This window comes from Roseixanthobacter pseudopolyaromaticivorans (genome assembly GCF_043195145.2).
Taxonomy (GTDB): Bacteria; Pseudomonadota; Alphaproteobacteria; order Rhizobiales; family Xanthobacteraceae; genus NCEH01.
Map to the genome: position 1 here is coordinate 4,745,251 of NZ_CM195539.1, position 23,271 is coordinate 4,768,521.

General features: G+C 67.2%; 20 protein-coding genes. 9 read left to right on the forward strand and 11 right to left on the reverse strand.

Features of this window, described 5'->3' with window-relative positions; all coding sequences use genetic code 11:
• Nucleotides 1-176: 176 nt before the first annotated feature.
• Nucleotides 177-4,676: a choice-of-anchor I family protein gene (locus V5F68_RS22115; protein ID WP_394015253.1), complete on the forward strand. Its 4,500-nt coding sequence runs from the start codon at nt 177-179 to the stop codon at nt 4,674-4,676.
• Between the two features lie 183 nt (nt 4,677-4,859).
• On the opposite strand, the gene V5F68_RS22120 is transcribed toward V5F68_RS22115, so the two are convergent.
• The 3 genes from V5F68_RS22120 to V5F68_RS22130 form a co-directional block, all read right to left on the reverse strand.
• Complete coding sequence (locus tag V5F68_RS22120; RefSeq protein WP_394015252.1) at nt 4,860-5,957, reverse strand: DmpA family aminopeptidase; 1,098 nt, start codon at nt 5,955-5,957, stop codon at nt 4,860-4,862.
• A 116-nt stretch (nt 5,958-6,073) separates the two neighbouring features.
• Complete coding sequence (locus V5F68_RS22125; protein WP_394104120.1) at nt 6,074-6,496, reverse strand: hypothetical protein; 423 nt, start codon at nt 6,494-6,496, stop codon at nt 6,074-6,076.
• Nucleotides 6,497-6,582: 86 nt separating this feature from the next.
• Complete coding sequence (locus V5F68_RS22130) at nt 6,583-7,212, reverse strand: 2-hydroxychromene-2-carboxylate isomerase (RefSeq protein ID WP_394015250.1); 630 nt, start codon at nt 7,210-7,212, stop codon at nt 6,583-6,585.
• Nucleotides 7,213-7,584: 372 nt separating this feature from the next.
• On the opposite strand from V5F68_RS22130, the gene V5F68_RS22135 reads away from it, so the two are divergent.
• Together V5F68_RS22135 and V5F68_RS22140 are read left to right on the forward strand one after the other, a co-directional pair.
• Nucleotides 7,585-7,950: a hypothetical protein gene (locus tag V5F68_RS22135; RefSeq protein WP_394015249.1), complete on the forward strand. Its 366-nt coding sequence runs from the start codon at nt 7,585-7,587 to the stop codon at nt 7,948-7,950.
• Entirely contained in the window at nt 7,947-8,414 is a 468-nt protein-coding gene (locus V5F68_RS22140; RefSeq protein ID WP_394015248.1) for a phage holin family protein, read from the forward strand. Before V5F68_RS22135 ends, V5F68_RS22140 begins: the two co-directional genes overlap by 4 nt.
• A gap of 14 nt (nt 8,415-8,428) precedes the next feature.
• Here the strand turns inward: V5F68_RS22140 and V5F68_RS22145 are convergent, their stop codons facing one another.
• The 3 genes from V5F68_RS22145 to dapE form a co-directional block, all read right to left on the reverse strand.
• Complete coding sequence (locus V5F68_RS22145; RefSeq protein ID WP_394015247.1) at nt 8,429-8,878, reverse strand: DNA polymerase III subunit chi; 450 nt, start codon at nt 8,876-8,878, stop codon at nt 8,429-8,431.
• A gap of 82 nt (nt 8,879-8,960) precedes the next feature.
• Nucleotides 8,961-9,728, reverse strand: coding sequence for an alpha/beta hydrolase (locus V5F68_RS22150; RefSeq protein WP_394015246.1), 768 nt, complete (start codon nt 9,726-9,728; stop codon nt 8,961-8,963).
• 18 nt (nt 9,729-9,746) lie between these two features.
• Nucleotides 9,747-10,937 (reverse strand): succinyl-diaminopimelate desuccinylase, encoded by a 1,191-nt coding sequence (dapE, locus tag V5F68_RS22155; RefSeq protein WP_394015245.1) that lies wholly within the window; start codon nt 10,935-10,937, stop codon nt 9,747-9,749.
• Nucleotides 10,938-11,117: 180 nt separating this feature from the next.
• Between dapE and V5F68_RS22160 the strand changes: the two genes are divergently transcribed.
• The 3 genes from V5F68_RS22160 to V5F68_RS22170 all read left to right on the forward strand — a co-directional run bounded on the left by V5F68_RS22160 (nt 11,118) and on the right by V5F68_RS22170 (nt 15,969).
• Complete coding sequence (locus V5F68_RS22160) at nt 11,118-13,670, forward strand: DUF3772 domain-containing protein (RefSeq protein ID WP_394015244.1); 2,553 nt, start codon at nt 11,118-11,120, stop codon at nt 13,668-13,670.
• Nucleotides 13,671-13,746: 76 nt separating this feature from the next.
• Entirely contained in the window at nt 13,747-14,259 is a 513-nt protein-coding gene (locus V5F68_RS22165; protein ID WP_394015243.1) for a CAP domain-containing protein, read from the forward strand.
• A gap of 102 nt (nt 14,260-14,361) precedes the next feature.
• Nucleotides 14,362-15,969 carry an AMP-binding protein gene (locus tag V5F68_RS22170; RefSeq protein WP_394015242.1) on the forward strand — a complete coding sequence of 536 codons (1,608 nt, stop codon included), beginning with the start codon at nt 14,362-14,364 and terminating at the stop codon, nt 15,967-15,969.
• Between the two features lie 180 nt (nt 15,970-16,149).
• On the opposite strand, the gene V5F68_RS22175 is transcribed toward V5F68_RS22170, so the two are convergent.
• Nucleotides 16,150-16,734: a queuosine precursor transporter gene (locus V5F68_RS22175; RefSeq protein WP_394015241.1), complete on the reverse strand. Its 585-nt coding sequence runs from the start codon at nt 16,732-16,734 to the stop codon at nt 16,150-16,152.
• A 35-nt stretch (nt 16,735-16,769) separates the two neighbouring features.
• Complete coding sequence (rpmB, locus tag V5F68_RS22180) at nt 16,770-17,069, reverse strand: 50S ribosomal protein L28 (RefSeq protein ID WP_394015240.1); 300 nt, start codon at nt 17,067-17,069, stop codon at nt 16,770-16,772.
• Nucleotides 17,070-17,371: 302 nt separating this feature from the next.
• Here rpmB and V5F68_RS22185 point away from each other — a divergent pair, with 302 nt between their 5' ends.
• Nucleotides 17,372-18,571, forward strand: a complete 1,200-nt coding sequence (locus V5F68_RS22185; RefSeq protein WP_394015239.1) for a M14 family metallopeptidase — start codon at nt 17,372-17,374, stop codon at nt 18,569-18,571.
• A gap of 22 nt (nt 18,572-18,593) precedes the next feature.
• On the opposite strand, the gene V5F68_RS22190 is transcribed toward V5F68_RS22185, so the two are convergent.
• The 3 genes from V5F68_RS22190 to V5F68_RS22200 are packed head-to-tail and all read right to left on the reverse strand — an operon-like array spanning nt 18,594 to nt 20,372.
• Nucleotides 18,594-19,073 (reverse strand): SRPBCC family protein, encoded by a 480-nt coding sequence (locus tag V5F68_RS22190; protein ID WP_394015238.1) that lies wholly within the window; start codon nt 19,071-19,073, stop codon nt 18,594-18,596.
• Nucleotides 19,070-19,411: an ArsR/SmtB family transcription factor gene (locus V5F68_RS22195; protein ID WP_394015237.1), complete on the reverse strand. Its 342-nt coding sequence runs from the start codon at nt 19,409-19,411 to the stop codon at nt 19,070-19,072. The genes V5F68_RS22190 and V5F68_RS22195 overlap by 4 nt, the downstream gene beginning before the upstream one ends.
• A gap of 37 nt (nt 19,412-19,448) precedes the next feature.
• Nucleotides 19,449-20,372, reverse strand: a complete 924-nt coding sequence (locus tag V5F68_RS22200) for a LysR family transcriptional regulator (RefSeq protein WP_394015236.1) — start codon at nt 20,370-20,372, stop codon at nt 19,449-19,451.
• 122 nt (nt 20,373-20,494) lie between these two features.
• On the opposite strand from V5F68_RS22200, the gene V5F68_RS22205 reads away from it, so the two are divergent.
• Nucleotides 20,495-21,991 carry a CoA-acylating methylmalonate-semialdehyde dehydrogenase gene (locus V5F68_RS22205; protein ID WP_394015235.1) on the forward strand — a complete coding sequence of 499 codons (1,497 nt, stop codon included), beginning with the start codon at nt 20,495-20,497 and terminating at the stop codon, nt 21,989-21,991.
• Nucleotides 21,992-22,127: 136 nt separating this feature from the next.
• Nucleotides 22,128-23,270 carry an acyl-CoA dehydrogenase family protein gene (locus V5F68_RS22210; protein WP_394015234.1) on the forward strand — a complete coding sequence of 381 codons (1,143 nt, stop codon included), beginning with the start codon at nt 22,128-22,130 and terminating at the stop codon, nt 23,268-23,270.
• The last annotated feature ends 1 nt before the right edge of the window (nt 23,271 follow it).

Here is a 23,271-nt window from a genome sequence, read left to right on the forward strand (position 1 = left end):
TAAAGCTAATTTTGAGCCGGCTTAGTCTATTTCACAGCAAATATAGATAAATCTAAATCATATAAACGTCACAAATCGATCAAATGCCGCCTGATATACGGAGCGCCGGGTTATTCGGCACTTACGTCACTTTGCCACCTGAAGCATTTCAAGCTGGCTAACTATTAGGGGCTACCATGGCTGGAACGGTAAGCGGCATCCAGATTCAGGATATGGCGAACTCGCTCGCGGGCTCGCCCACCACCCCCACCGGCAGCGACGCGCTGACGCTGACGCGCCTCGGGGCCTATCAGACCGGGTCCGGCACCGAGTCCGGCGAGGTGTTCGCCTATGACAAGCTGACCAAGAACATGTTCGTGATGAACAACGTCACGGACAAGGTGGAGATCGTCTCCATCTCCAGCTCGGCCGCCATGACCAAGATCGGCGAGATCAACGTGGGTGCGCTCGCCGGCTATGGCGGCATGAATTCTGTCGCGGTGTACGGCACGACGCTCGCGGTCGCGGTGCAGAACGCCGACGGCATGGCGAACGGCCTTGTGGCGCTCTACAACACCGTCACGGGCGCCCTCGTGAAGACCGTGGAAGTGGGCGTGCTGCCCGACATGCTGACTTTCTCGCCCGACGGCTCCAAGATCCTGGTGGCGAATGAGGGCGAGCCGGTCGCCGGTGTCGGCGACCCCGCCGGTTCCATCTCGATCATCGACATGTCGGCCGGCGCCGCTGGCGCGACCGCCTCCACCACCGGCTTCGGCGGCTTCGACGGCCAGGAAGACGCGCTGCGCGCCCTCGGCATCCGCATCACGCCGGGCACGCTTGCCTCGCTCAATATCGAGCCCGAATACATCGATCTCTCCGACGATGGGAAGACCGCCTACGTCACGCTCCAGGAAGTCAACGCGGTGGGCGTGTTCGACGTGTCCGGCAAGACACCGGTGCTCAAGTCCATCCTGCCGCTCGGCTATGTGGACTTCTCCCTCCCCGGCAATGCGGGCGACTTCTCCGACCGTGACGGCCCCGGCAACAGCGGCGCCATCTCCATCGGCAACGACCCGATCCGCGGCATGCTGATGCCCGACGCGATCGCCACCTTCACGGTGGGCGGCGTCACCTATTTCGTCACCGCCAACGAGGGCGATTCCCGCGTCGACGGCTCGGACGAAGCGCGCCTCAAGGACGTGGATCTCAACAACGCGATCTTCGGCTCCAACGAGGCGATCCTGAAGAATGACGACGGCGCCGGCCGCCTGACCATCTCCAACATCGACGGCGACCTCGACCCCTCGGCCGCCGGGCTCGAAGCCATCTATGCCTTCGGCGGGCGCGGCATGTCGGTGTTCCGCGTCAATGCGGACGGCACCATCGTCAAGGTGGACGAGACCGGCGGCGAGTTTGAGGCGATCGCGGCGGCCCTGCCGAACGCGACCACGGTGTTCAACGGCGAGAACGGCGGCAGCTTCGATACCCGCTCGGACAACAAGGCGGCGGAGCCGGAAGCGGTGGACGTGGCCAATATCGGCGGCCGCTTCTTCGCCTTCGTCGGCCTGGAGCGCCTCGGCGGCATCATGACCTATGACGTCACCGACCCCGAGCATATCCAGTTCGTGAGCTACACCCCGGCCACCTCGCAGGATTACGGCCCGGAGATCGTGAAATACATCGCCCCGGTGGACAGCCCCACGGGCAAGGGCCTGGTGCTGACCGCGAACGAGATCAGCGGCTCGGTCACCGCCTATCTGGCGGAGGCCAAGACCTACACGCTGCAGCTCCTGCATCTGTCGGACGCGGAAGCCGGCCTGCTGGCCGAGGACACCGCCCCGATCCTCGCGGCCCTTGTCGACCGCTTCGACGATCAATATGCCAATACGCTGATCCTCAGCGGCGGCGACAGCTTCATCCCCGGCCCGTTCATCAATGCCGGCACCGATCCGGCGCTGAACGCGCTCATCGGCGCCACCGCGCCGGGCCGCCCCGACGTCGCCATCCTCAACGCGCTCGGCGTCGAGGTCTCGGCCATCGGCAACCATGAATGGGACCTCGGCTCGGCGGTCTATGCCGATGCGATTCGCGGCTCGGGCGCCTGGGTGGGTGCCCAGTACGCCACCGTCTCGGCCAATCTCGACTTCTCCGGCGACAGCGCCGTGAAGCCCCTCACCACCACCGGTGGACAGGACGCGGCCAGCATCAAGGGCAAGATCGCCCCGTGGGTGACGGTCACCGAGGGCGGCGAGAAGATCGGCATCCTCGGCGCCACCACCCAGATCCTGGAGCGCATCTCCTCGCCCTCCGGCACCGAGGTGAACGGCTTCCCGAAGGCCGGCGAACCCGGCGACAACAATGTCGAAGTGGACGACATGGACCTGCTGGCGGCCCAGCTCCAGCCGATCATCGACCAGATGCTGGCCTCCGGCCTCAACAAGATCATCCTGCAGACCCACCTGCAGGACCTGAACAACGAGCGCGCCCTCGCCACCAAGCTGCACGGCGTCGACATCATCATGGCCGCCGGCTCGCACACCCGCCTCGGCGACAGCACGGACGTGCCCGGCACCTTCCCCGGCCACGGCGCGGACTTCGCCGACACCTATCCCATCGTCACCGCCGGCACCGACGGCAAGACCACGCTGATCGTTAATACCGACAACGAATACAGCTATCTCGGTCGCCTCGTGGTGGACTTCGACGCCAATGGCGACATCGTCCTTCCCTCGGTTGCCGCCAATGTGGACATCAACGGCGCCTATGCCGCCAATCAGCAGACGCTTGAAGCGGCCTACGGCGCCGACATCGCCAAGGCGTTCGCCGAAGGCTCCAAGGGCGACAAGGTGCGCGACATCACCGACGCGGTGTCGGGCATCATCGATTCCAAGGACGGCACGGTGTTCGGCTACACCGACGTCTATCTGGAAGGCGAGCGCACCTTCGTGCGCGGCGAGGAGACCAATTTCGGCAACCTCTCCGCCGACGCCAACGGCGCCTTCGCCCAGAAGGCGCTCGGGGACGGCGCCTTCGTGGTGTCGCTGAAGAACGGCGGCGGCATCCGCGCGCAGATCGGCGCCGTGGACCCGGCGACCGGCGAAAAGATCGGCCCTGCCGCCAATCCCGACGCGGGCAAGCAGGAGGGCGGCATCTCCCAGCTCGACGTGGAGAATTCGCTGCGCTTCGACAACAAGCTGATGGTGTTCGACACCACGGCCGCCGGCCTGCTGGCGATCCTGGAACACGGCGTTGCGGCCGGCGGCAATCAGGGCCGCTTCCCGCAGATCGGCGGCGTGCGCTTCGCCTATGATCCGGACCTGCCGGCCGGCCACCGCATCACCGACGTGGCGCTGATCGACGAGAACGACACCGTGCTCGCCGTCCTGGTGAACGACGGCATCGTGAACCCGCTCGCCCCCGCCAAGATCAGCGTCGTGACGCTGAACTTCACTGCCAACGGCGGCGACGGATATCCCACCAAGGCGAACGGCGAGAACTTCCGCTATCTCCTGACCGACGGCACCGTCGGCCCGGCGCTGGACGAAGCGGTGGACTTCACCGTTGCGCCCAACGTGCCGGCCAACGCGCTCGGCGAGCAGAAGGCGTTCAACGACTATATCTCCGCCCACCACGCCACCAAGGAAACCGCCTTTGACGAGGCGGATACGCCGATGGCGCTGGACACCCGCATCCAGAACCTCAACTTCCGCGCCGACACGGTGATCCAGTCGCCGACGCAGACCGGCGGCAATGGCGACGAGCGTTTCGTGCTCACCGCCGGCGAGGATGTGGTCAAGGGCGGCCAGGGCATCGACACGGCGGTGTTCGCCCACAGCTTCGCCCAGGCGAAGTTCGCCTTCACCGCCCAGGGCATCGTGGTCTCCGGCCCGGGCGGCACGCACGACCTGCTGTCCGGCATCGAGAAGCTGGAATTCAGCGACCGCGTGATCAACGGCGCCGACGACAACCCGTTCGTCGACGATCTCTATTACCTGCTCAGCAACCCGGACGTCCTGGCGTCCGGCCTGGATGCCGAAGCCCATTATGCCCGCTTCGGGGCGGCCGAGGGGCGCAGCCCCAACGCTTTCTTCGACGGCAAGGCCTATCTCGCCGCCAATCCCGATGTGGCGAAGGCGGGCTTCAACCCGCTGACCCATTATCTGAACAACGGTGCCGCCGAAGGCCGCGACCCCTCGGCCAATTTCGACGCCGCCCTTTATCTGGCGCACAATTCCGATGTGGCCAAATCCGGCATGGGTGCGCTCGCGCACTACCTGCAGTTCGGCCAGGCGGAAGGCCGCCAGACCTACGAAGCCATCGGCAAGACCTTGGTGAACGGGTTCGACCGGGAATATTACGTGCTGAACAATGTGGATGTCGGCCAGTCCGGCATGGACCCCTATCAGCATTATCTGCAATTCGGCATCAAGGAAGGCCGTGACCCCAACGCGGTGTTCGATACCTCGGCCTATCTGGCGGCGAATGCGGACGTGGCGAAGGCGGGCGTCGATCCGCTGGCCCACTACCTCCTGTACGGCGCGGCCGAGGGCCGCGACCCCTCCGTCGATTTCGACAGTTCGTCCTACCTTGCCGCCTATCAGGACGTGGCGGAGGCCAAGGTGAACCCGCTGGTGCACTATCTCACCTACGGCATCTACGAAGGTCGCCAGACCTTCGCGGACGGCTCCATGGCCTGAGGACGCCGTTTCACAATCGCGCGTTCAGCGCGCGATTGCGGGATGGGCGCGGCTGCGGCGCTCCCTGCCGCCGCGCCTTCACCGCAGTCGGCATCTTGTTCAAGGCCCTCCCAAAAGGAGGGCCTTGTCGTTTCAGGAGGATGGCGCCGGGAAACGCGCGCGCCCGAGGGCGGGCCGATCGGCCTAGCGCACCAATTCCAACAGCCGCGCGCCGTCGAGCGCCGCCACGGCGCGCCCGCGCTTGCCGGTCACGGGATCGGCCGCGAGCATGGCATTCAGCACCGCTTCCTCCACGCTCTCCACGGCCGCCAGGAAGATCGGGTCGAGATCGTCGCTGGAGAGCGCCTCCAGCTTCAGGCGCGGCGGCTCCGGCAGCGGACCGGGCGAATTGGCGGTGGTGAAGGCGAGGAAGATATCGCCGGAATTATTGCCCGAGGGCGTGCCGCCACGGCCGATGCCGATGGCCGCCCGCTTCGCGAGCCGCTGCATCTGGGTCGGCAGCAAGGGCGCATCGGTGGCCAGGATGACGATGATGGAGCCGCGCTCACGGGTCCACAGCAGGTTGTCGGTCAGCGTCTCGCCCACGCGCTGGCCGCATACGGTGAGCCAGGGCCGGATCCCGTGGTTGGCCTGCACGAGCGCGCCCACCGTGAACGCGCCCGTGGGGGTCCGGGCGATCCGCGAGGCGGTGCCGGTGCCGCCCTTGTATTCATAACAGATCATCCCCGCGCCGCCGCCGACCGAGCCTTCCGCCACAGCCCCGCCGTGCGCGCCGTCGATGGCCGCGCGCACATGCTCTTCCGTGACGTGGAAGCCGGAGATGTCGTTGAGATACCCGTCATAGGTCTCGGCCACCACGGGCAGCACCCAGAGGTCTTCCCCGATCACCGGGCCGAAGCGCCGGCACATCCAGCGCGCCGTTCCGTGGTGCGCGATGCCCAGCGAGAGCGTGTTGGTGAGCGTGATCGGCCCGGTGAACCAGCCGGCCTCGTGGATCCAGTGCACCCCGGTCATCTCGCCATTGCCGTTCATGGAGAAGGCGCCGGCCCAGATGGGTTCGAGCAGGGCGTCGGGCGGCCGGGGCAGGATGGCGGTGACACCGGTGAGGATGCCCTCCTGGGGCGCGGTGAGGGTGGTCATCCCCACGCTGACGCCGGCGACATCCGTGATTGCATTGAGCACGCCCGGCGTCCCCGGCAGCTTCAGGCCGAGCCCGCGCGCCCGCGGGCGACCGGTCGGGGCGTGGGTGGCCGGGGCGAAACGGATGTGAGGTTCGCTCATGGTTCAGCCTTCGCGATCAGGCGGGCACTGTTTTTTACGCCGAGCATGAAATCCGGATGAAATCGCCCCGAAGAGTGGTTTCATGGCGCGGTGATCGGCCATGAAACCAATGTTCGTCAGGTGCGGTCGCCGCTTGGGGTGCCGTTCACCAGATCGCGCAGGCGGCGGAAGGCCCGCTCGGCATAATCGAGGGCGGCGTCGAAATCCGACTGGCTCGGAAGGTAGGATGATCCCGGATTGGGGGCGGTCGCGGGCCGCCCTTCCAATGTGGCGATCCGCGCCTGGAGGCGGGCGATCTCCGCCTCATAGGCATCGCGCGAATCCGGCACCGCCTCGCAGGAATAGCCTGCCGAACCCTTGCCGCAGAAGGAAACCTGCCCGCTCTGGGTATCGAGCTTCAGGGCCCCGCCCTCGACCGGCGAGAAGGTGTAGCGCGGCCCCGCCGGCGCCGGAGCGCCGGGCGCGGCCGGCTCGGCGGCGTGCGCCGGCATCAGAAGAAGGGCCGCAAACCCAAGGCCCGCGAGGGTTGGTCGGCCCATGGAGGCCCTTTGCATCGTCCGTCTCCCGTCAGGCATGGATTGCGACTGTCGCAGGGGAAGTGGGCCGAACCGCGGCACGCGCGCTGCTACACCGGGCGGAACGGCGCCCGGCCGCTGGCGAGTGCATCGTCCAGCAGCTCGATCCGATCCTGGCCCCAAAATACTTCTCCATCAAGCACATAGGCCGGGGCGCCGAAGACGTCGGCGGCCAGGGCCTGCTCCCGGTTGGCGTGATAGGCGGCATCGGTCTCGGCGGTTCCGGCGGCGGCGATCAGGTCGGCGCCCGGCAGTCCGACGGTGTCGCACAACGCGGCGATCACCTGCGGGTCGGCGAGGTTCTGCTGGTTCTGCCAGATGCCGGAAAAGATAAGCGGCAGAACCGGTTCGATATCCAGGCCACGGGCGAGAGCGGCGATCAGCACCTTGTCGGCCAAGGCCCCGTTGAACGGCCAATGCGCCGGATGGATATGGAAATCCACCCCCAGCTTTACCCGCCAGCGCTGGAGTTCCAGCAGGCGGTAGCGCTGGCGCTGCGGCGCCCGCCTCGAAAGCGGCAGGCCACCGGATTCCGCGAATACCGATCCCAGATCCACCGGAATGAACCGCACCTGCGCCTTGTGCCGGGCCGCAACCGCCATGAAGGGCGCGTGGCCGAGGAAGGTCCAGGGACTGACGACGGAAAAGAAATAGTCGATATGACGGGATGTTGCGGACACTGGCGCCTCCAATTTTTTGCTGTTTTAGCACGCTTGCGGCGCAGGATTTGCCTCTAATTAAACGAAAAATAATGTTATTTAATTAAAATGTTGACGATACAATGTGAAATTGGCATCGTTCGGCATTGCCTGCTTCAGCGTTCGCCATGCCGAACGTTCCGGGCAGTTCTGGTAAAGGTCCTCCCTGACACCTTTGGGCGCGAACCTCTGGTCGCGCCTTTTTCTTTGCTGGAACGCCAGACTCGGCGTTTGATGCGCGTCAAGGCGCGCCGGCGGCGCGGGCGCATGGTTTCAAAGGACTTTGCCGGGTGCGGGCTCTGCGCCTAAGCTGGGGCGAGACCGTTTCCCGGCCGCTTCTTCGAAAGGCCCGCCATGGCAACCCGCCGTCCCGAACTCGACGCCCTCAAGGCCGAACTGGCGGCGCAAGCGACCGCCGATCCCGCGCCCGCCGCGCCTCACAAGGCAAGGTCCCGCGCGAAGCCCGCTGCCGCACCGGCACCCGATGCTCCGCTCGATGAGGCGCTCCGCGACCAGGCTCTTCCGCCGGACGACAGCGCTTCCGAGGCGCCCGAGCCGAGCCTCACCGAACTGCAGGCTCTGGTGCGCGATCTCCAGGAAGCGGTGACGGATGCGAAGGCACAGGCCGATGCCACCGTTTCCGCGCATCCGGCGGTCTCCGTCGCCTCCGCCTTCCTTCTCGGCGTCCTGGTGGGACGCGCATGGGGACGTTCGTCATGAAGCTCGATACTGCCGCGCGGAACTTGCGGGTTCTCTGGCGCGCCGATTCCATCATCGCCGACATTCATCTGCGCACGCTGCTCGCCCGGTCCGGCATCTACGCCTTCGCGGCTTTAATCGCGTCTGGGGGCGTGCTGATGCTGGGCGTCGCTGCCTATCTCGCCTTGTCGGAGCTGTGGGGCCCGATCTGGGCGGCCGTTGCGGTGGGCGGAGGCAACATCCTCGTCGCCGGCATTGCAGCGGTCATTGCAAGCGCCATCAAACCGGGGCGCGACCTGGAATTCGCCAACGAGATCCACAAATCGGCCATCGAGGCCCTGGCGGCGGACCTGCGCGAGGCGGAGGGCGAGGTGAAGGCGATCGCCAACGCGGTGCGCCACCCCTTCGATTCGGCCTTGCCTGCGCTGCTCGTGCCGGTGGTGGGATCGCTGCTGAAGGGGCTGCGGTCCGACCGGGGAAAATAGCCGCAGGCCAGGGGTTATGCCTTGCGCACCCAGCGGCCGTTTTCGTCCTGCTGCCAATAGGTGAGGGCGTGGCCGGCAGCTTTGGCCTCGCGCCAGCGGTCGCGGGCGGCAGCGACGGCTTCCTCGTCGCGGCCGTTGAACATATGGATCACCCGCAGATAGGGCGCGGCATCGGCGAGGATCGCGCCGTCCACCAGGAAGCGCACCTGCGCCCCGTTGGGGTTTTCCTCCGTGGTGGTGATGAGAATCGGCTGGCGTTCCACCTGGGGCTGCGCGTCCGTGCCGTGGGGCAGGAACGAGCTTTCGTTATAGGTCCACAGATGGGCATCGAGCGCGTCGCGCCGCTCGGGCGAGGAGCATTGGACGACACAACGCCATCCCCGCTCCAGGCTCTTTTCGAGCAAGGCGGGCAGGGCGTCCTCCAGGGGGCGCCGCTCCAGATGGTAGAAGACGACTTCGCTCAACGCCCGTTCCTTCGCCGCGCGACCTTGCGGGGCCAAGCGTCAGATGTGCGGTGCCTCGCGTGCCCGGTCAAGCGGCGCGCGCTCAGACGAATTCTTCCAGCACCGCCGTCAGCCGCTCCAGATCCTCGGGCCGGGAGAGGCGATGGTCGCCATCCTTCACCAAGGAGAAGACCACGTCGTCCTCCGCCAGGCAGGACACAAGGCGCATGGCGTGCTGCCAGGGCACGTCTTCATCTTGCGCGCCCTGGAGAATGCGCACCGGGCAGCCCACCGCGAACGGCGCGCCAAGAACACGATGCTGCCGCCCATCCTCGATCAGGGCGCGGGTGATCACATAGGGCTCGGCGCTATAATCGGAGGGCCGTTCATAGCGGCCGGTCTCCAGGATCGCGCGCTGCGCCTCGGGCGGAAAGCGCGCCCACATGAGGTCCTCGGTGAAATCGGGCGCGGGGGCGATGAGCACCAGGGCCTTCAGCCGGCTCTCGCCCCGCGCGGCAAGGGCGCGAGCAAGTAGCAGCGCCATCCAGCCGCCCATGGACGAGCCGACGAGGATCTGCGGGCCGACGGTCTCGCGATCGAAAACAGCGAGCGCCTCCTCCGCCCAGGCGGAGATGGTGCCGTCCTCGAACCGGCCGGCGGATTCCCCGTGGCCAGAATAATCAAAGCGCACATAGGCCTGCCCGCGCTGGGCCGCCCAATGGGCGAGGGTCTGCGCCTTGGAGCCCATCATGTCGGACTTGAAGCCACCGAGCCACATCACGCCGGGCACCTGCCCGGGCAGGCGGCGCACTGCGATGGCGCGGCCGTTCACGTCGAGATGGGTCAGGATTTCCGCGCCGGGGGTGCTCATGGGTCGGTTCCGAACGGGTCAGGCCGCGAAGGCGGCGAAATAGCGGGCGATCATCAGCTCATAGATGCGGGTGAGGTCTTCCAGGTCGCTGACCGGGGTGCACTCGTCGACCGCGTGCATGGTGCGGCCCACCAGGCCGAACTCCACCACGGGACACAGATCCTTGATGAAGCGGGCATCCGACGTGCCGCCGGAGGTGGAATGCTCCGGCATATGGCCCGTCACCTCGGCGATGGCGCCGCTGACGAGATCGACGAACGGGCCGGGCGCCGTAAGGAAGCTTGTGCTCGCCCCGGTGCGGAAGCTCACCTCATAGGAGCCGGTGTGGTGCGCCGAGGCGAGGCGGCGGGTGATCTCGGCCTTCAGGCTGTCGAGCGTGAACTGGTCGTTGAAGCGCACGTTGAACTTGGCCTCGGCCTCCGCGGGAATGACGTTGAACGCGGGATTGCCGACATCCACCGAGACCACTTCCAGGTTCGAGGGCGGGAAATGGGCCGACCCTAAGTCGAGCGGCTGCGCGGTCAAGGCCGTCAGCAGCCGGAGCAGGCGGGGCACCGGATTGTCGGCGAGATGGGGATAGGCCACATGCCCCTGCTTGCCATGCACGCGGATGACGCCGGAAAGGCTGCCGCGCCGGCCGATCTTCACCGCATCGCCGAGCGCGGAGGGATTGGTCGGCTCGCCGAGGATGCAATGGTCTACCCGCTCGCCGCGGGCCTTGAGCCATTCCACCACCTTCACCGTGCCGTCGAGCGCGGGGCCTTCCTCATCGCCGGTGATGAGGAAGGAAATGGCGCCCTTGTTCGGCGCGCCATGGCGCAGCGCCGCCGCCAGCGCCGCCGCGACCGCGCCCTTCATGTCGACGGCGCCCCGGCCATAAAGCTGGCCATCCACCACCTCGGCGCCGAACGGAGGGTGGCTCCAGGCGGCTTCGTTGCCGGGCGGCACCACGTCCACATGGCCGGCGAAGCACAAATTGGGATGCCCGGTGCCGATCCGCGCATAGAGGTTGGCAATCCGCGGGCCGGCGCTGTCGAATGGGAGGAGCGTCACCTCATAGCCCGCGCCCTCCAGGATCTGCGCCACCAGGGCAACCGCCCCTTCGGCATCCGGTGTCACCGAGGGCGCCCGCAGCAGCGCCTGAGCCAACGCGAGGGGATCGCGCACCGCGATCGGAGCTTCGCTCTTGACGGGAAGGGGGCTGGTCATGGAGGTAGGTCCGCGTCGAGGTTTTCCTGTTCTTAGTGCGCTTCGCCCGCGAATGGAAACAGTCGCGCGGCGTGCCGCCGGCTTTGCCCGCATCGCGGCCATTTTCGGGCGGCCATCAGTCTGCCGCCTTCGCTTTCCTATAAGGGCGCCTTCTGTACGGGCGCCCCCTGGAGGTTTCTCATGTCGCGACCCATCGCGCGCGCCGCCGCTTTGGCTGGACTTCTGATCGCGGTTCTGTTCGGGAGCCTGGCTTTGCCTGGGCTTGCCGCCGCCGCGAGCGATCCGGCCGTGCAGGCCGCGCGCGAAAAGGTGGACGCGACGCGCTCCTCCCTCGACAGCATCGAGGGCGCGCTCTCGGTGGAGGGGCTGCGCGCCGATGATCTCGACGAACTGCGCAACCGCCTCGACCCGGTGCGCCGCGAATTGGCCCAGCGCACCGACGCCCTGGTGCCGCGCCTCGCCAATGCCAAGACCCGCGCGCAGGAGCTGGGGGAGCCGCCCGCCGCCGGCGCGCCGCCGGAAGATCCCTCGGTCACCGCCGACCGCGAGAGCATGCAGAGCCTGATCGCGGAGCTGGATGCGGTGATCAAGCAGAACCGCGCGCTGCTCGTGCGGGCGGACCAATTGTCGGACCGCCTGTCGAGCCGCCGCCGCAGCCTGTTCACCGGGCAGTTGTTCGACCGCTCCATGAGCATCCTCGACCCAAGCCTGTGGACCGGGGCGGCAAGCGGGCTCGGCAGCGAGGGCCGCTCGCTCCGCTTCCTGGCGAACGACTGGCTGGCCTTCGCCCTGCAGCGCCAGGGCGGCCCGGTGCTGGTGGCGATCACCGCCGGCGCCCTGCTGATCTTCGGTCTGGTGTTCGCGGGCGGGCGTTTCCTGCGGCGCAGGTTCGCCTGTCCCCCGCCGGCGGAAGGCACCAGCTATTCGCGGCTCCGCTCCGCCCGCGAAGCGGTGAAGATGGCGGTATTCAACGCCCTGACGACGCCTGTGGCGGTGATCGCGGCCTTCTCCTTCCTTGCCGGGTTCGACATTACGCCGCCGCGCGCGGCCGATGTGATCCACGGGCTTCTGGTGGCCGTCTTCATCCAGTCGATCGGCCTTGCGGTGTCGCGCGCGGTGCTGGCGCCGGACCAGTCCTGGCGGCGCCTGCCGCCCCTGTCGAACTCGGCCGCCAGCCTTGGCTATCGCTACTTCACCTGGATGGTGTGGACGCTCTCCATCGCGGCCTTCCTCAATTCCATCCATCGCGCCCTGTTCGCCCCGGTGGCGCTCACGGTGGCGACCAGCGCGGTGATGGCGCTGCTGATCGGTCTGTTCACCTCGCGCATGCTGGTGGTGCTCGCCCGCGAGGGCGATGACGAGGCCGGCGGAGAGACGCAGACCAGCAGCGTGCCCTGGGTGCGCTTCCTCATGTGGCTGGTGCTGGCCGGCCTCGCCGGCGCGCTGGTGGCGGGATATGTCGGCTTCGCCGCTTTCGTCTCTGCTCGGATCGTGGTCGCCACCACCGTGATCGCCGCCCTCTACGTGCTGAACGCGCTGATCGAAGCCTTCTTCGGCAGCCTGACGCCGGAAGCCATCCATGCCCGCCAGCTTTCGCGCACCCTCGGTTTGCGGCAGGAGCGGCTGGACCTGCTGGGCACGCTGATCGCGGCGCTGCTCAAGCTGATGCTGCTCGCCATCGGCCTGCTGGTGGTCATCGGCAGCTGGGGCACCTTCACCGCCGACGTGATGGACACCATCGAGCGCACCTCGTTTGGCGTGCGCATCGGCACCACCACCATCACGCTCGGCAACGTGGTCTATGCCGTCGTCCTGCTGATGGCGGGCATCTTCATCGCCCGCTCCATCCAGCGCTGGATCGCGACCAAATTCCTGCCCCGCACAGGGCTTGAGCCCAGTCTGCAATCCTCCATCGCCACCATCGTCGGCTATATCGGCACCATCGTCGCCCTGATGGTCGCCATGGGGGAGATCGGGCTCAACCTGGAGAACATCGCTCTTGTGGCCGGCGCGCTCTCCGTCGGTATCGGTTTCGGCCTGCAGTCGATCGTGTCGAACTTCGTGTCCGGCCTGATCCTACTGGCGGAACGGCCGATCCGCGTGGGCGACACCATCAATGTGAAGGGCGAGGAAGGCTACGTGCGCCGCATCAGCGTGCGCTCCACCGAGATCGAGACCTTTGAGCGGGCGACCGTCATCGTCCCCAATTCCGACCTGATCTCCGGCATGGTGAAGAACTTCACCCATTCCAACACCACGGGCCGGGTGATCGTGGCGGTGAACGTCACCTATGACGGCGACCTGGAAGAGGTGCGCGACATCCTGGTGGCCTGCGCCTGCGACCATCCCCAGGTGCTGCAATCGCCGCCGCCGCGCGTGTTTCTCACCAAATTCTCCGATTCCGGGCTCGGCTTCGAGTTGCGCTGCGTGGTGGCGAATGTGGATTACGGGCTGACGGTGAAGAGCGATCTGCATTTCGCCATCCTTTCGCGCTTCCGCAAGGCGGGCGTCGGCTTGGCCTGCCAGCCCTGGGCCGCGTTGGCGCGCGCACCGGCTGACATGGTTCCCCCGCCACCGCGCGTCGAGCCCGAGCGGCCGGCCGAACTGGCGCCGCCGTCTTCCGCTCCCGATGCCGCCGCCCCGTCCTCGCCTCCCGCGCCAGCCGCCACCGGGGATGGGAAGCCCGACCGTCCCGGCATCCTCGGCGCGGCGCAACAGCCGGAGGGCGCCTGAGGGAGGGATGCTAACGCTTCCTAAACCTTGCCGCCCTCACATAGCGGGCCGAAACCTTTCCTGTCCTGGAGGCCGCATGCGCGCCGCTCCCCTCATCGTGCTCCTGTCTTTCCTGCTCGCCGCCTGCGGCACGACGGAAGTGGAGCCGACCAAGCCCGCCTTCTATGACGATCTCTCCAAGAGCGGGCAGCCCGTGGACCCGGCGGCCGCCGCCTCCATCATCAGCGCCTACCGGACCGGAAAGGGCCTTTCCGCCGTCGTCATCGACCCCGCCTTGAGCCGCGTCGCGCAGGACCAGGCCGACGCCATGGCCAAGGCGGACACGCTCTCGCACGAGGTCGGCGGGCGCACTTTCGTCATGCGCATGAAGGCGTCGGGCTATGACCCCGCGATCGCGGTGGAGAATGTGGGCGCCGGCTATCACACCCTCGCCGAGGCCTTCTCCGGCTGGCGCGACAGCCCGCCCCACAACAAGAACATGCTCACCCCGGGCGTGACCCGCATGGGCATCGCCACCGCGTTCAATCCGCGCTCCAAATACAAGGTCTATTGGGCCCTCGTGCTGGCGCAGCCGGAAAAAGTCCGGTGACGCCGGGGCGCTTGTCCTCTTGCGGGTGCATCGCACAATGAGGATGGACGCGGACGCAACAGAGCTTTAGCTTGCGTTCCTGCCTAAGCTTTAAGCAGGAAGGTGAAGTTGCCCGCATCCGGTGAGTATGAACGCCGTCGCGCCGCGTTCCAATGGCGCATTCCTGCGCGCTACAACATCGCGGTTCATGCCTGCGACAGCTGGGCCGAACGCGAGCCGGACCGCCCGGCGCTGTTCCTGCCTTCTAAAGGTGGCTTCACACCCCTGAGCTATGGCGCGGTGGCCGCCGCCTCGAACCGGCTGGCGCGCGCGCTGGCCCGGCGGGGAATCGGACGCGGGGATCGGGTGGCGATCCTGCTCTCGCAAGGGCTGGAGGTGCTTGCCACCCATCTCGCCATCTACAAGCTCGGCGCCATCGCCGTGCCGCTGGCGGCGGTGTTCGGCATCGATGCCATTTCCTATCGGCTGGCGGATTCCGGCGCCACGGCGCTGGTGACCGATGCGGCGGGGCTCGCCAAGCTGCCGGTGCGGCCCGAGGGCCTCTCCCTGGTTGTCTGCACCGAAGGGGCGGCGGCGGGCGTCGCCGGCTTCGCCGAGATCTGCGCCGGCGAAAGCGCCGCCCCGCTTGCCATCGACAGCGGGCCGGACGATCCGGCGCTGATGATCTACACCTCCGGCACCACCGGCCAGCCCAAGGGCGCGCTGCACGGGCATCGCGTGTTGCTGCCCCATGTTTCGGGCATGCAGTTCACCCATGACGATCTGCCCAAGGCCGGGGACCGCATGTGGACCCCCTCGGACTGGGCCTGGGCCGGGGGGCTCCTGAACACGCTGTTCCCTTCGCTGGCGCTGGGCGTGCCGGTGGTGGTGCAGCCGCCGGGCAAGTTCGATCCCGAGCGGGCGTTCCACCTGATGGCGCAGGCGCAGGTGCGCAACGTCTTCATTCCGCCGACGGCGCTGAAGATGATGCGGGCGGTGGCGCGCCCCAAGGAACGCTTCGGCTTCGATCTGCGCACTGTGGGGTCGGCGGGGGAGGCGCTGGGGGCGGAGACGTTTCAATGGGGCCGCGAGGCCCTAGGTGTGCCCATCAACGAATTCTACGGCCAGACCGAATGCAATTACGTCATCGGCTCCAATGCTGCCATGGGGGTCGCGCGGGCCGGCGCCACGGGCAAGGCCCTGCCGGGCCATGACGTCGCCGTGCTGCGACCGGATGGTGTGCCCTGCGCCGTCGAAGAGATGGGGCAGATCGCCATCCGCGCGCCCAACCCCGTGATGTTCCTGGAATATTGGAACCGCCCCGAGGCGACGGCGGAGAAATTTTCCGGCGATTGGATGCTGACCGGCGACCTCGCCCGGCAGGATGGCGACGGCTATATCCATTTCCTCGGCCGGGACGATGATGTCATCACCTCCGCCGGCTATCGCATCGGCCCGGCGGAGATCGAGGATTGCATCCTGCGCCATCCCGATATCGCCATCGCCGCCGTGGTCGGCAAGCCGGACCCGGTGCGCACCGAGGTGGTGAAAGCCTTCCTTGTGCTGAAGGATGGCGTGGTGCCGAGCGAGGCGTTGAAGGCCGAGGTGCAGGCGCTCGTGCGCAACAATCTGGCGGGCTACGAATATCCCCGCGAGATCGTGTTCCTGGAGGAAATGCCGCTCACCAGCTCGGGCAAGGTGATCCGCCGCCTGCTGCGGGACCAGGATTAGGTTTTGCCGGATCTTCCCTGCAAACGGGGTGGTCCGGAGAAAAATGTTTCACGTGAAACAAGGACTTGGCGCAGACGAACAGGGGTTTTCTGGCCCTTTTCCGCGCTCCTCCAGGCTTCTCCGCGCCACCGAACCGGAATTTCGGTGAAGATTCGCCTTGGCGAAATTCGCCGGGCGTGGTCAGGCGCGGGCGCGGGCACTCGGCGGACCCGGCCACGCCGGCATGCGGGCGATGAGGGCGCGATACGGGCCGAGGAACAGCAGGATCATCGCCAGCTTCACGCCATAGTCGAACACCGCCCAGGTCTGCCAGGGCAACTCGGTGCCGGCGAAGGCGAGGGTGAAGAAGACGAGGGTGTCGATGGCGCTGGAGATCAGGCCGGAGACGAAGGGCGGCATCCACCAGGCGCGCCGGCGCAGGCGGTCGAACACGGTGGCGTCCAGCAATTGGGCGGCCAGGAAGGCGGTGCCCGAGGCGAGCGCGATGCGCGGCGTCGCCAGGAGGGCGGAGAGCACCACCGCCAGCGCGAACCCCACATAGATCACCCGCCGGGTGCGGGCGGGGCCGAGGCGGCGGTTGGTGAGGTCGTTCACCAGGAAGGTGACGGGATAGGTGAAGGCGCCATAGGTGAGATAATCCGCAAGGCCGAACGGCTCGAACGGGAACTGCACCAGGATGTTGGCGGTCAGCACCGCGGCGCACATGAAAAAAACCGCGAGCGCAAACGCCCGCGGTTCGGATTGCAGCGGAAACAGGCGCGCCATGGCGGACCGCCCAGACCATCGATCGCGAGACGCGATCAGGCGGCCGGCTTCGCCTCGGCGAGGGCCTTGACCACGAGACGCTTCAGCTCGAGGGCGCGCTGGGAGAGTTCCTCGTCGCGCGCCTTCTTGAGGAAGCCGTCGAGGCCGCCGCGATGATCGACGCTCTTCAGCGCGTTGGCGCTGACGCGGAAGCGCACCGAACGGCCGAGCACTTCGCTCTCGAGCGTCACGTTGCAGAGATTCGGCAAGAACCGGCGCTTGGTCTTGTGGTTCGAGTGGCTCACGAGGTGGCCAGTCAGAACCCCCTTGCCGGTCAGGTCGCACCGCCGGGACATGGCAGAAGTCCTTCAAATTCGTTGGTCACGGACGCGGAAGCCCAGGGCCGAACCCGACCCCTCGTCTCACACCCGCATGTATCGGGAAGGCGCTCGTATAAGGGGAGCCGGCTTCCGCGTCAAGGTGGGGACGCGGGTTCCGGTGTCGGGACGCCGGACCCGGCGCCGCGCCGCGCGGGCGTTGACGGTCTGCCGTGTCGCGGACCCAGCGCGGCTCGCGGTGCCGCGAGGGCACGAGGAGAGATCCGCGATCGGCGTGTATGGTGGCGCCCGAACGCCGATTTTTAGCGCAGGGCCTCCCCATGCCAAACCAGCCGGACGAACACCTCGATCGCCGCGACTTCATGATCGCGTCCCTTGCAACGATCGGCGCCTCGGCCGCGCTGGTCGCTGATGCCGGCGCCGCCAGCGCACAGACCCAGCCCCGGGCCGCGTCGCCCGCCGGTGCGTCCTCCGGCACGGTCTATACCGGCGACATGATCCAGGGGAAACAGGTGGTCAGCGCCCTGAACGTCGCCGACCTGGCGCCGGGGCAGAAGCACTTTTTATATTTCCAGGGCGTGCAGATGCCCACGGGACACTATTGGTACGTGTCCGTCACCGTCGCCAAGGGGGCAAAGCCGGGCAAGCGCGTGGTGCTGGTCAGCGGCGTGCACGGCGATGAGATGAGTTCCGTGCACACGGTGCAGAGCGTGATGAACCAGCTCGATCCGCGGCAGATGTCGGGCACGGTGATGGCGGTGACCGACGTCTCCCGCCCGGCCCTGGAAGGCATGCAGCGCCGATGGCCCAACGCGGGCCGGGGCGCCGATCTGATCGACATGAACCGGGAATGGCCGGGCAATGAGAACGGCCTCACCGCCCCCAGCCGGCATGCCGGGCTGCTGTTCAACCGCCTGCTGCGGCCGAACGCCGATGCGGCCATCGATTTTCACACCGGGACCACGGGCTTCGATGTGACCGCCTTCAATATCGCCGGCCTGGATGTGCCCGCGATCAAGGCGATGGCGGAGCTTTATCCCGTGGGCCAGATCTTCGACAATCACGTCTATCCCGGCGTGCTGCACAATGCCTTCATCGACGCGGGCATCCCCGCCTTCACGCCGGAGATCGGCGCCGCGCGGGTGCTGGACGTTCAGATGGCCGCGCTGTTCGTGGAAGGCACGATGAACGTCCTCAAGCATTACGGCATCCTGCCCGGGCCGATGGGGCGCACGGGGAAGGACGTCAACGTCTTCATCGGCAACAGTGCATTCCCCATCCTCGCCACCCAGGGCGGGCTGGTCGAGCATCTGGTGAAGCTGAACGACAAGGTCGAGGCCGGGCAGAAGGTCGCGGTCCAGCGCGACAGTTTCGGGCAGGTGGTGGCGGAATATACCAGCGGCGTGGCCGGCGCGGTCACGGGCCAGCGCAGCGACGCCATGGCGGAGCCCGGCAACCCCCTGCTGTTCATTCTCTTCCACAAGCCGGCGCCGGACGGGGGCGAGACCTATCCCGAATGACCGGGCCAAGCGGGCGCCGGCTCTAGCAGACCTGGCGTTCGGCCAATGCGGCGAGCTGGTTCGCGACCGTGCCCCAGCCGTCGTGAAAGCCCAGCTCTTCATGCATGGCGCGGTCGGCGCCGTTCTTGTGCATGACATGGGCGGCATAGGTGGTGCCGTCGGGATGGTCGCGAAAGGTGATGATGGCGGTGATGAAGCCTTTTTCCGCCGGCCGCCATCCCCCCAGCAGCACGTTGGTGAAGACGATCCGCTCCTGCGCCACAACGTCCAGGAAGCAGGCGTCGAGATGGGGTACAAATGGGCCGCCCTCTTCGCTCATCCGCGTCACGAAGGCGCCGCCGGGGCGAAACTCCATCTGCGCCACCTGACAGAGGGTGGGGGCGGGAATCCACCATTGCGCGAATTGCGCGGGATCGGCCCAGGCGTTCCAGACCACGGATCGAGGCGCCCTGATGACGCGCGAGAGGGTCAGGTCGAGATCGGAATTCACGCTTGGGCTCATTCTGGTGTTTCCCGGTTGGCGGTGGTGACGAAGCGTTCCAGCCGGTCGGCACGGCCCTCCCAGAGCGCGCGCTGGCCGCGCAGCCAGGATTCGGCGAGCGCAATGGATTGGCCCTCGATGGCGCAGGTGCGCACCCGCCCGGCCTTGTGCGTGCGGATCAGGCCCTGGCCCTCCAGGAAATGGATGTGCTTCATGAACGAGGGCAGGGCCATGGCGAACGGCGCCGCCAATTCGCTGATGCTCGCCGGCCCTTGGCCGAGCCGATCCAACACGGCGCGGCGCGTGGGGTCGGCGAGAGCCTGAAAAATGCCGTCCAGGCGATCGGAATACTGATCCATGCGGCTAAGTATCATGAGGCGATACTTAGCGCAACGGCTAAGCGTTTGTCTGCGCTCCGGCCGGCAGAAACAGCGCCTGCGCCTCCCGCGCCGCCTTGGCGATGAAGTCGGAGGCGACTTTCACGCGGGCGAGATCGCGCATGTCGGCATGGGTCAGCAGCCAGAAGCTGCGGGTGAGGGAGACTTCCTGCGGGAGAATGGACACCAGCGCGTCGTCGGTATCGCCCATGAAATTGGGCAGCACGCACACCCCCGCCCCGCCGCGCGTCGCCATGAACTGCGCCACGAGGTTCGAGCTTTTCAGGCGCGGCCGCAGGTCGCGCGAGACCAGCGGCACATAGTCCAGCTCGGGCGTGTAGATAAGGTCGTCGATATAGCTGATGAAGGGATGGCGCAGCAGCGCCGCCCGGCTCTCGATGGGGCCGTGGCGGGCGAGGTAATCGCGCGCGGCATAGAGGCCGAGGCGATAGTCCGTGAGCTTCCTCGCGTGCAGGCGCCCTTCCTTGGGCCGACTGATGGAAATGGCGATGTCCGCCTCGCGCTTCGACAGGCTGAACACGCGCGGCATGGCGAGCAATTGGATGTCGAGGGCGGGATGGAGCGCCGCCAGCGCGCCGATGCGCGGCGCGAGGAAGAAGGTTCCGAACCCGTCCGGCGCGCCGATCCGCACCGCGCCGGAGACGCCGAGATCCGCCCCGCCGATGTCCTGCTGCGCCCCTGCGGCGAGGGTCTCCATGGCCTCGGCGGTGGTCATCAGCCGTTCGCCGGCGCTGGTGAGCACGTAGCCGGCGGGCTGGCGGTCGAACAGCTTCGCGCCGAGGCTGCGCTCCAGCGAGGTCAGCCGGCGGCTGACGGTGGAATGCTCCACACCCAGCAGCCGCGCCGCCGTGGTGAGCTTTCCGGTGCGGGCGATGGCCAGGAAATGGCGCAGGTCCGCCCAGTCGAACAAGGCCGATGGCATGTGAAAATCCGCACAGTGACCGTGCAACAATAGCGCTGGATGTGCAAAAAATGATAGGCCATTGTGCCGGCCAACAAGCGACGCCAAAATCTGGGAAACGCTTTAAAGCAGGGAGGCGCATCATGCGCGATATCGGCCATTTCATCGGCGGCAAGCACGTTGCCGGCACGTCCGGGCGCTATGGCGACGTGTGGCAGCCCATGACGGGTGAAGTTGTGGGCCGCGTGGCGCTCGCCTCGGCCGCCGAGATGCGCGCCGCGGTGGAGAATGCCAAGGCCGCGCAGGTCGGCTGGGCCGCCACCAATCCCCAGCGCCGCGCCCGCGTGATGATGAAGTTCCTCGAACTCGTGCAGCGCGATTATGACGCCCTCGCCGATCTGCTCGCACGCGAGCACGGCAAGACCGTTCCCGACGCCAAGGGCGATATCCAGCGCGGCCTGGAGGTGATCGAGTTCGCCTGCGGCATTCCCCATCTGCTGAAGGGTGAGTTCACCGACGGCGCCGGCCCCGGCATCGACGTCTATTCCATGCGCCAGCCGCTCGGCGTGGTGGCCGGCATCACGCCGTTCAACTTCCCGGCCATGATCCCCATGTGGAAGTTCGGCCCCGCCATCGCCTGCGGCAATGCCTTCATCCTCAAGCCGTCCGAGCGCGATCCCGGCGTGCCCATGAAGCTCGCCGAGCTGATGATCGAGGCCGGCCTGCCCGCCGGCATCCTGAACGTGGTGAACGGCGACAAGGAAGCGGTGGACGCCATCCTCGACGACCCGGACATCCAGGCCGTGGGCTTCGTCGGCTCCTCCAACATCGCGCAATATATCTATGCGCGCGGGGCGGCGACCGGAAAGCGCATCCAGGGCTTCGGCGGCGCCAAGAACCACATGATCATCATGCCCGACGCGGACATGGACCAGGCCGTGGACGCCCTGATCGGCGCCGGCTACGGCTCCGCCGGCGAGCGCTGCATGGCGATCTCGGTGGCGGTGCCGGTGGGCGAATATGCCGCCGAGAAGCTGCTGGAGAAGCTGGTGCCCCGCGTCGAGAGCCTCAAGATCGGCCCCTCCACCGACGTCACCGCCGATTTCGGCCCGCTGGTCACCCGCGAGGCGCTCGAGCGGGTGAAGAGCTATGTCGACATCGGCATCAATGAAGGCGCCAAGCTGCTGGTGGACGGCCGCAATTTCAAGCTCCAGGGCTATGAGAACGGCTTCTACATGGGCGGCTGCCTGTTCGACAATGTCACCGCCGACATGCGCATCTACAAGGAAGAGATCTTCGGCCCGGTGCTCTCCGTCGTCCGCGCGCCGGACTATAAGGAGGCCCTGCGCCTGCCGACCGAGCACGAATATGGCAACGGCGTCGCCATCTTCACCCGCGACGGCGATGCCGCCCGCGATTTCGCCTCCAAGGTGCAGGTGGGCATGGTGGGCATCAATGTGCCGATCCCGGTTCCCATCGCCTACCACACCTTCGGCGGCTGGAAGCGCTCCGGCTTCGGCGATCTCAACCAGCATGGGCCGGATGGCGTGCGCTTCTACACCAAGACCAAGACCGTGACCTCCCGCTGGCCTTCGGGCGTCAAGGACGGCGCGGAATTCGTCATCCCCACCATGAACTGAGCCGAACGGCCGGGTCCCTTCGCGGGACCTGGCCGCGCGCACGCCTCAGGCGCATGACGCGACGGTTCCAGCGCCATGCGCCTTCCTTCGGCACGCCGGGCCAACCGGCGGCCAGACACATGATCGGGAGGGTGCCATGTTCGAATTGACGGAAGACCAGCAGGCCATCCGCGCCATGGCGCAGGATTTCGCGCGCGAGGAAATCGCCCCCCACGCCCAGAAATGGGACGAGGCCGAGCATTTCCCCCTGGAGACGCTGCGCGCCGCCGCCGCCCTCGGCATGGGCGGCATCTATGTGCGCGAGGAGAGCGGCGGCTCCGGCCTCTCGCGGCTCGACGGCACCTTGATCTTCGAGGCTTTGGCCACCGGCTGCCCGGCCACCTCCGCCTTCCTGTCGATCCACAACATGGTCGCCGCCATGATCGACCGCTTCGGCGACGATGCCCAGCGCCTCGCCTGGCTGCCGGGCCTGTGCAGCATGGAGCGGGTGGCGAGCTATTGCCTCACCGAGCCCGGCAGCGGCTCGGACGCGGCGGCGCTGAAGACCCGCGCGGTGAAGGACGGCGACCATTACGTGCTCGACGGGGTGAAGCAGTTCATCTCCGGCGCCGGCGCTTCCGACCTTTATGTGGTGATGGCCCGCACCGGGGGGCCCGGCCCCTCCGGCATCTCCGCCTTCCTGGTGGAGGCGGGCACGCCCGGCCTCTCGTTCGGCGCCAATGAAAAGAAGATGGGCTGGAAGATCCAGCCCACGCGCGCCGTCATCATGGAAGGCCTGCGTGTGCCGGCGAAGAACCTTCTGGGCAAGGAAGGCGAGGGCTTCAAATTCGCCATGGCCGGGCTCGATGGCGGCCGGCTGAACATCGCGGCCTGCTCGCTCGGCGGGGCGCAGAGCGCCTTCGACAAGGCCCTCGGCTACATGCGCGAGCGCACCGCCTTCGGCAAGGCGCTCAACGAATTCCAGGCGCTGCAATTCCGCCTCGCCGACATGGAGACGGACCTTGAGGTCGCGCGCACCTTCCTGTGGCGCGCCGCCGCCGCCTACGACCGGGCGGACCCGCAGGCGACGCGCCTGTGCGCCATGGCGAAGCGCGTGGTGACCGACACCGGCTTCGAGGTCGCCAACCAGGCGCTGCAATTGCACGGCGGCTACGGCTATCTCGCCGACTACGGGATCGAGAAGATCGTGCGCGACCTGCGGGTGCACCAGATCCTGGAAGGCACGAACGAAATCATGCGGGTCATCATTTCCCGCGCTCTGGTGGCGCGGGCGAACTGAT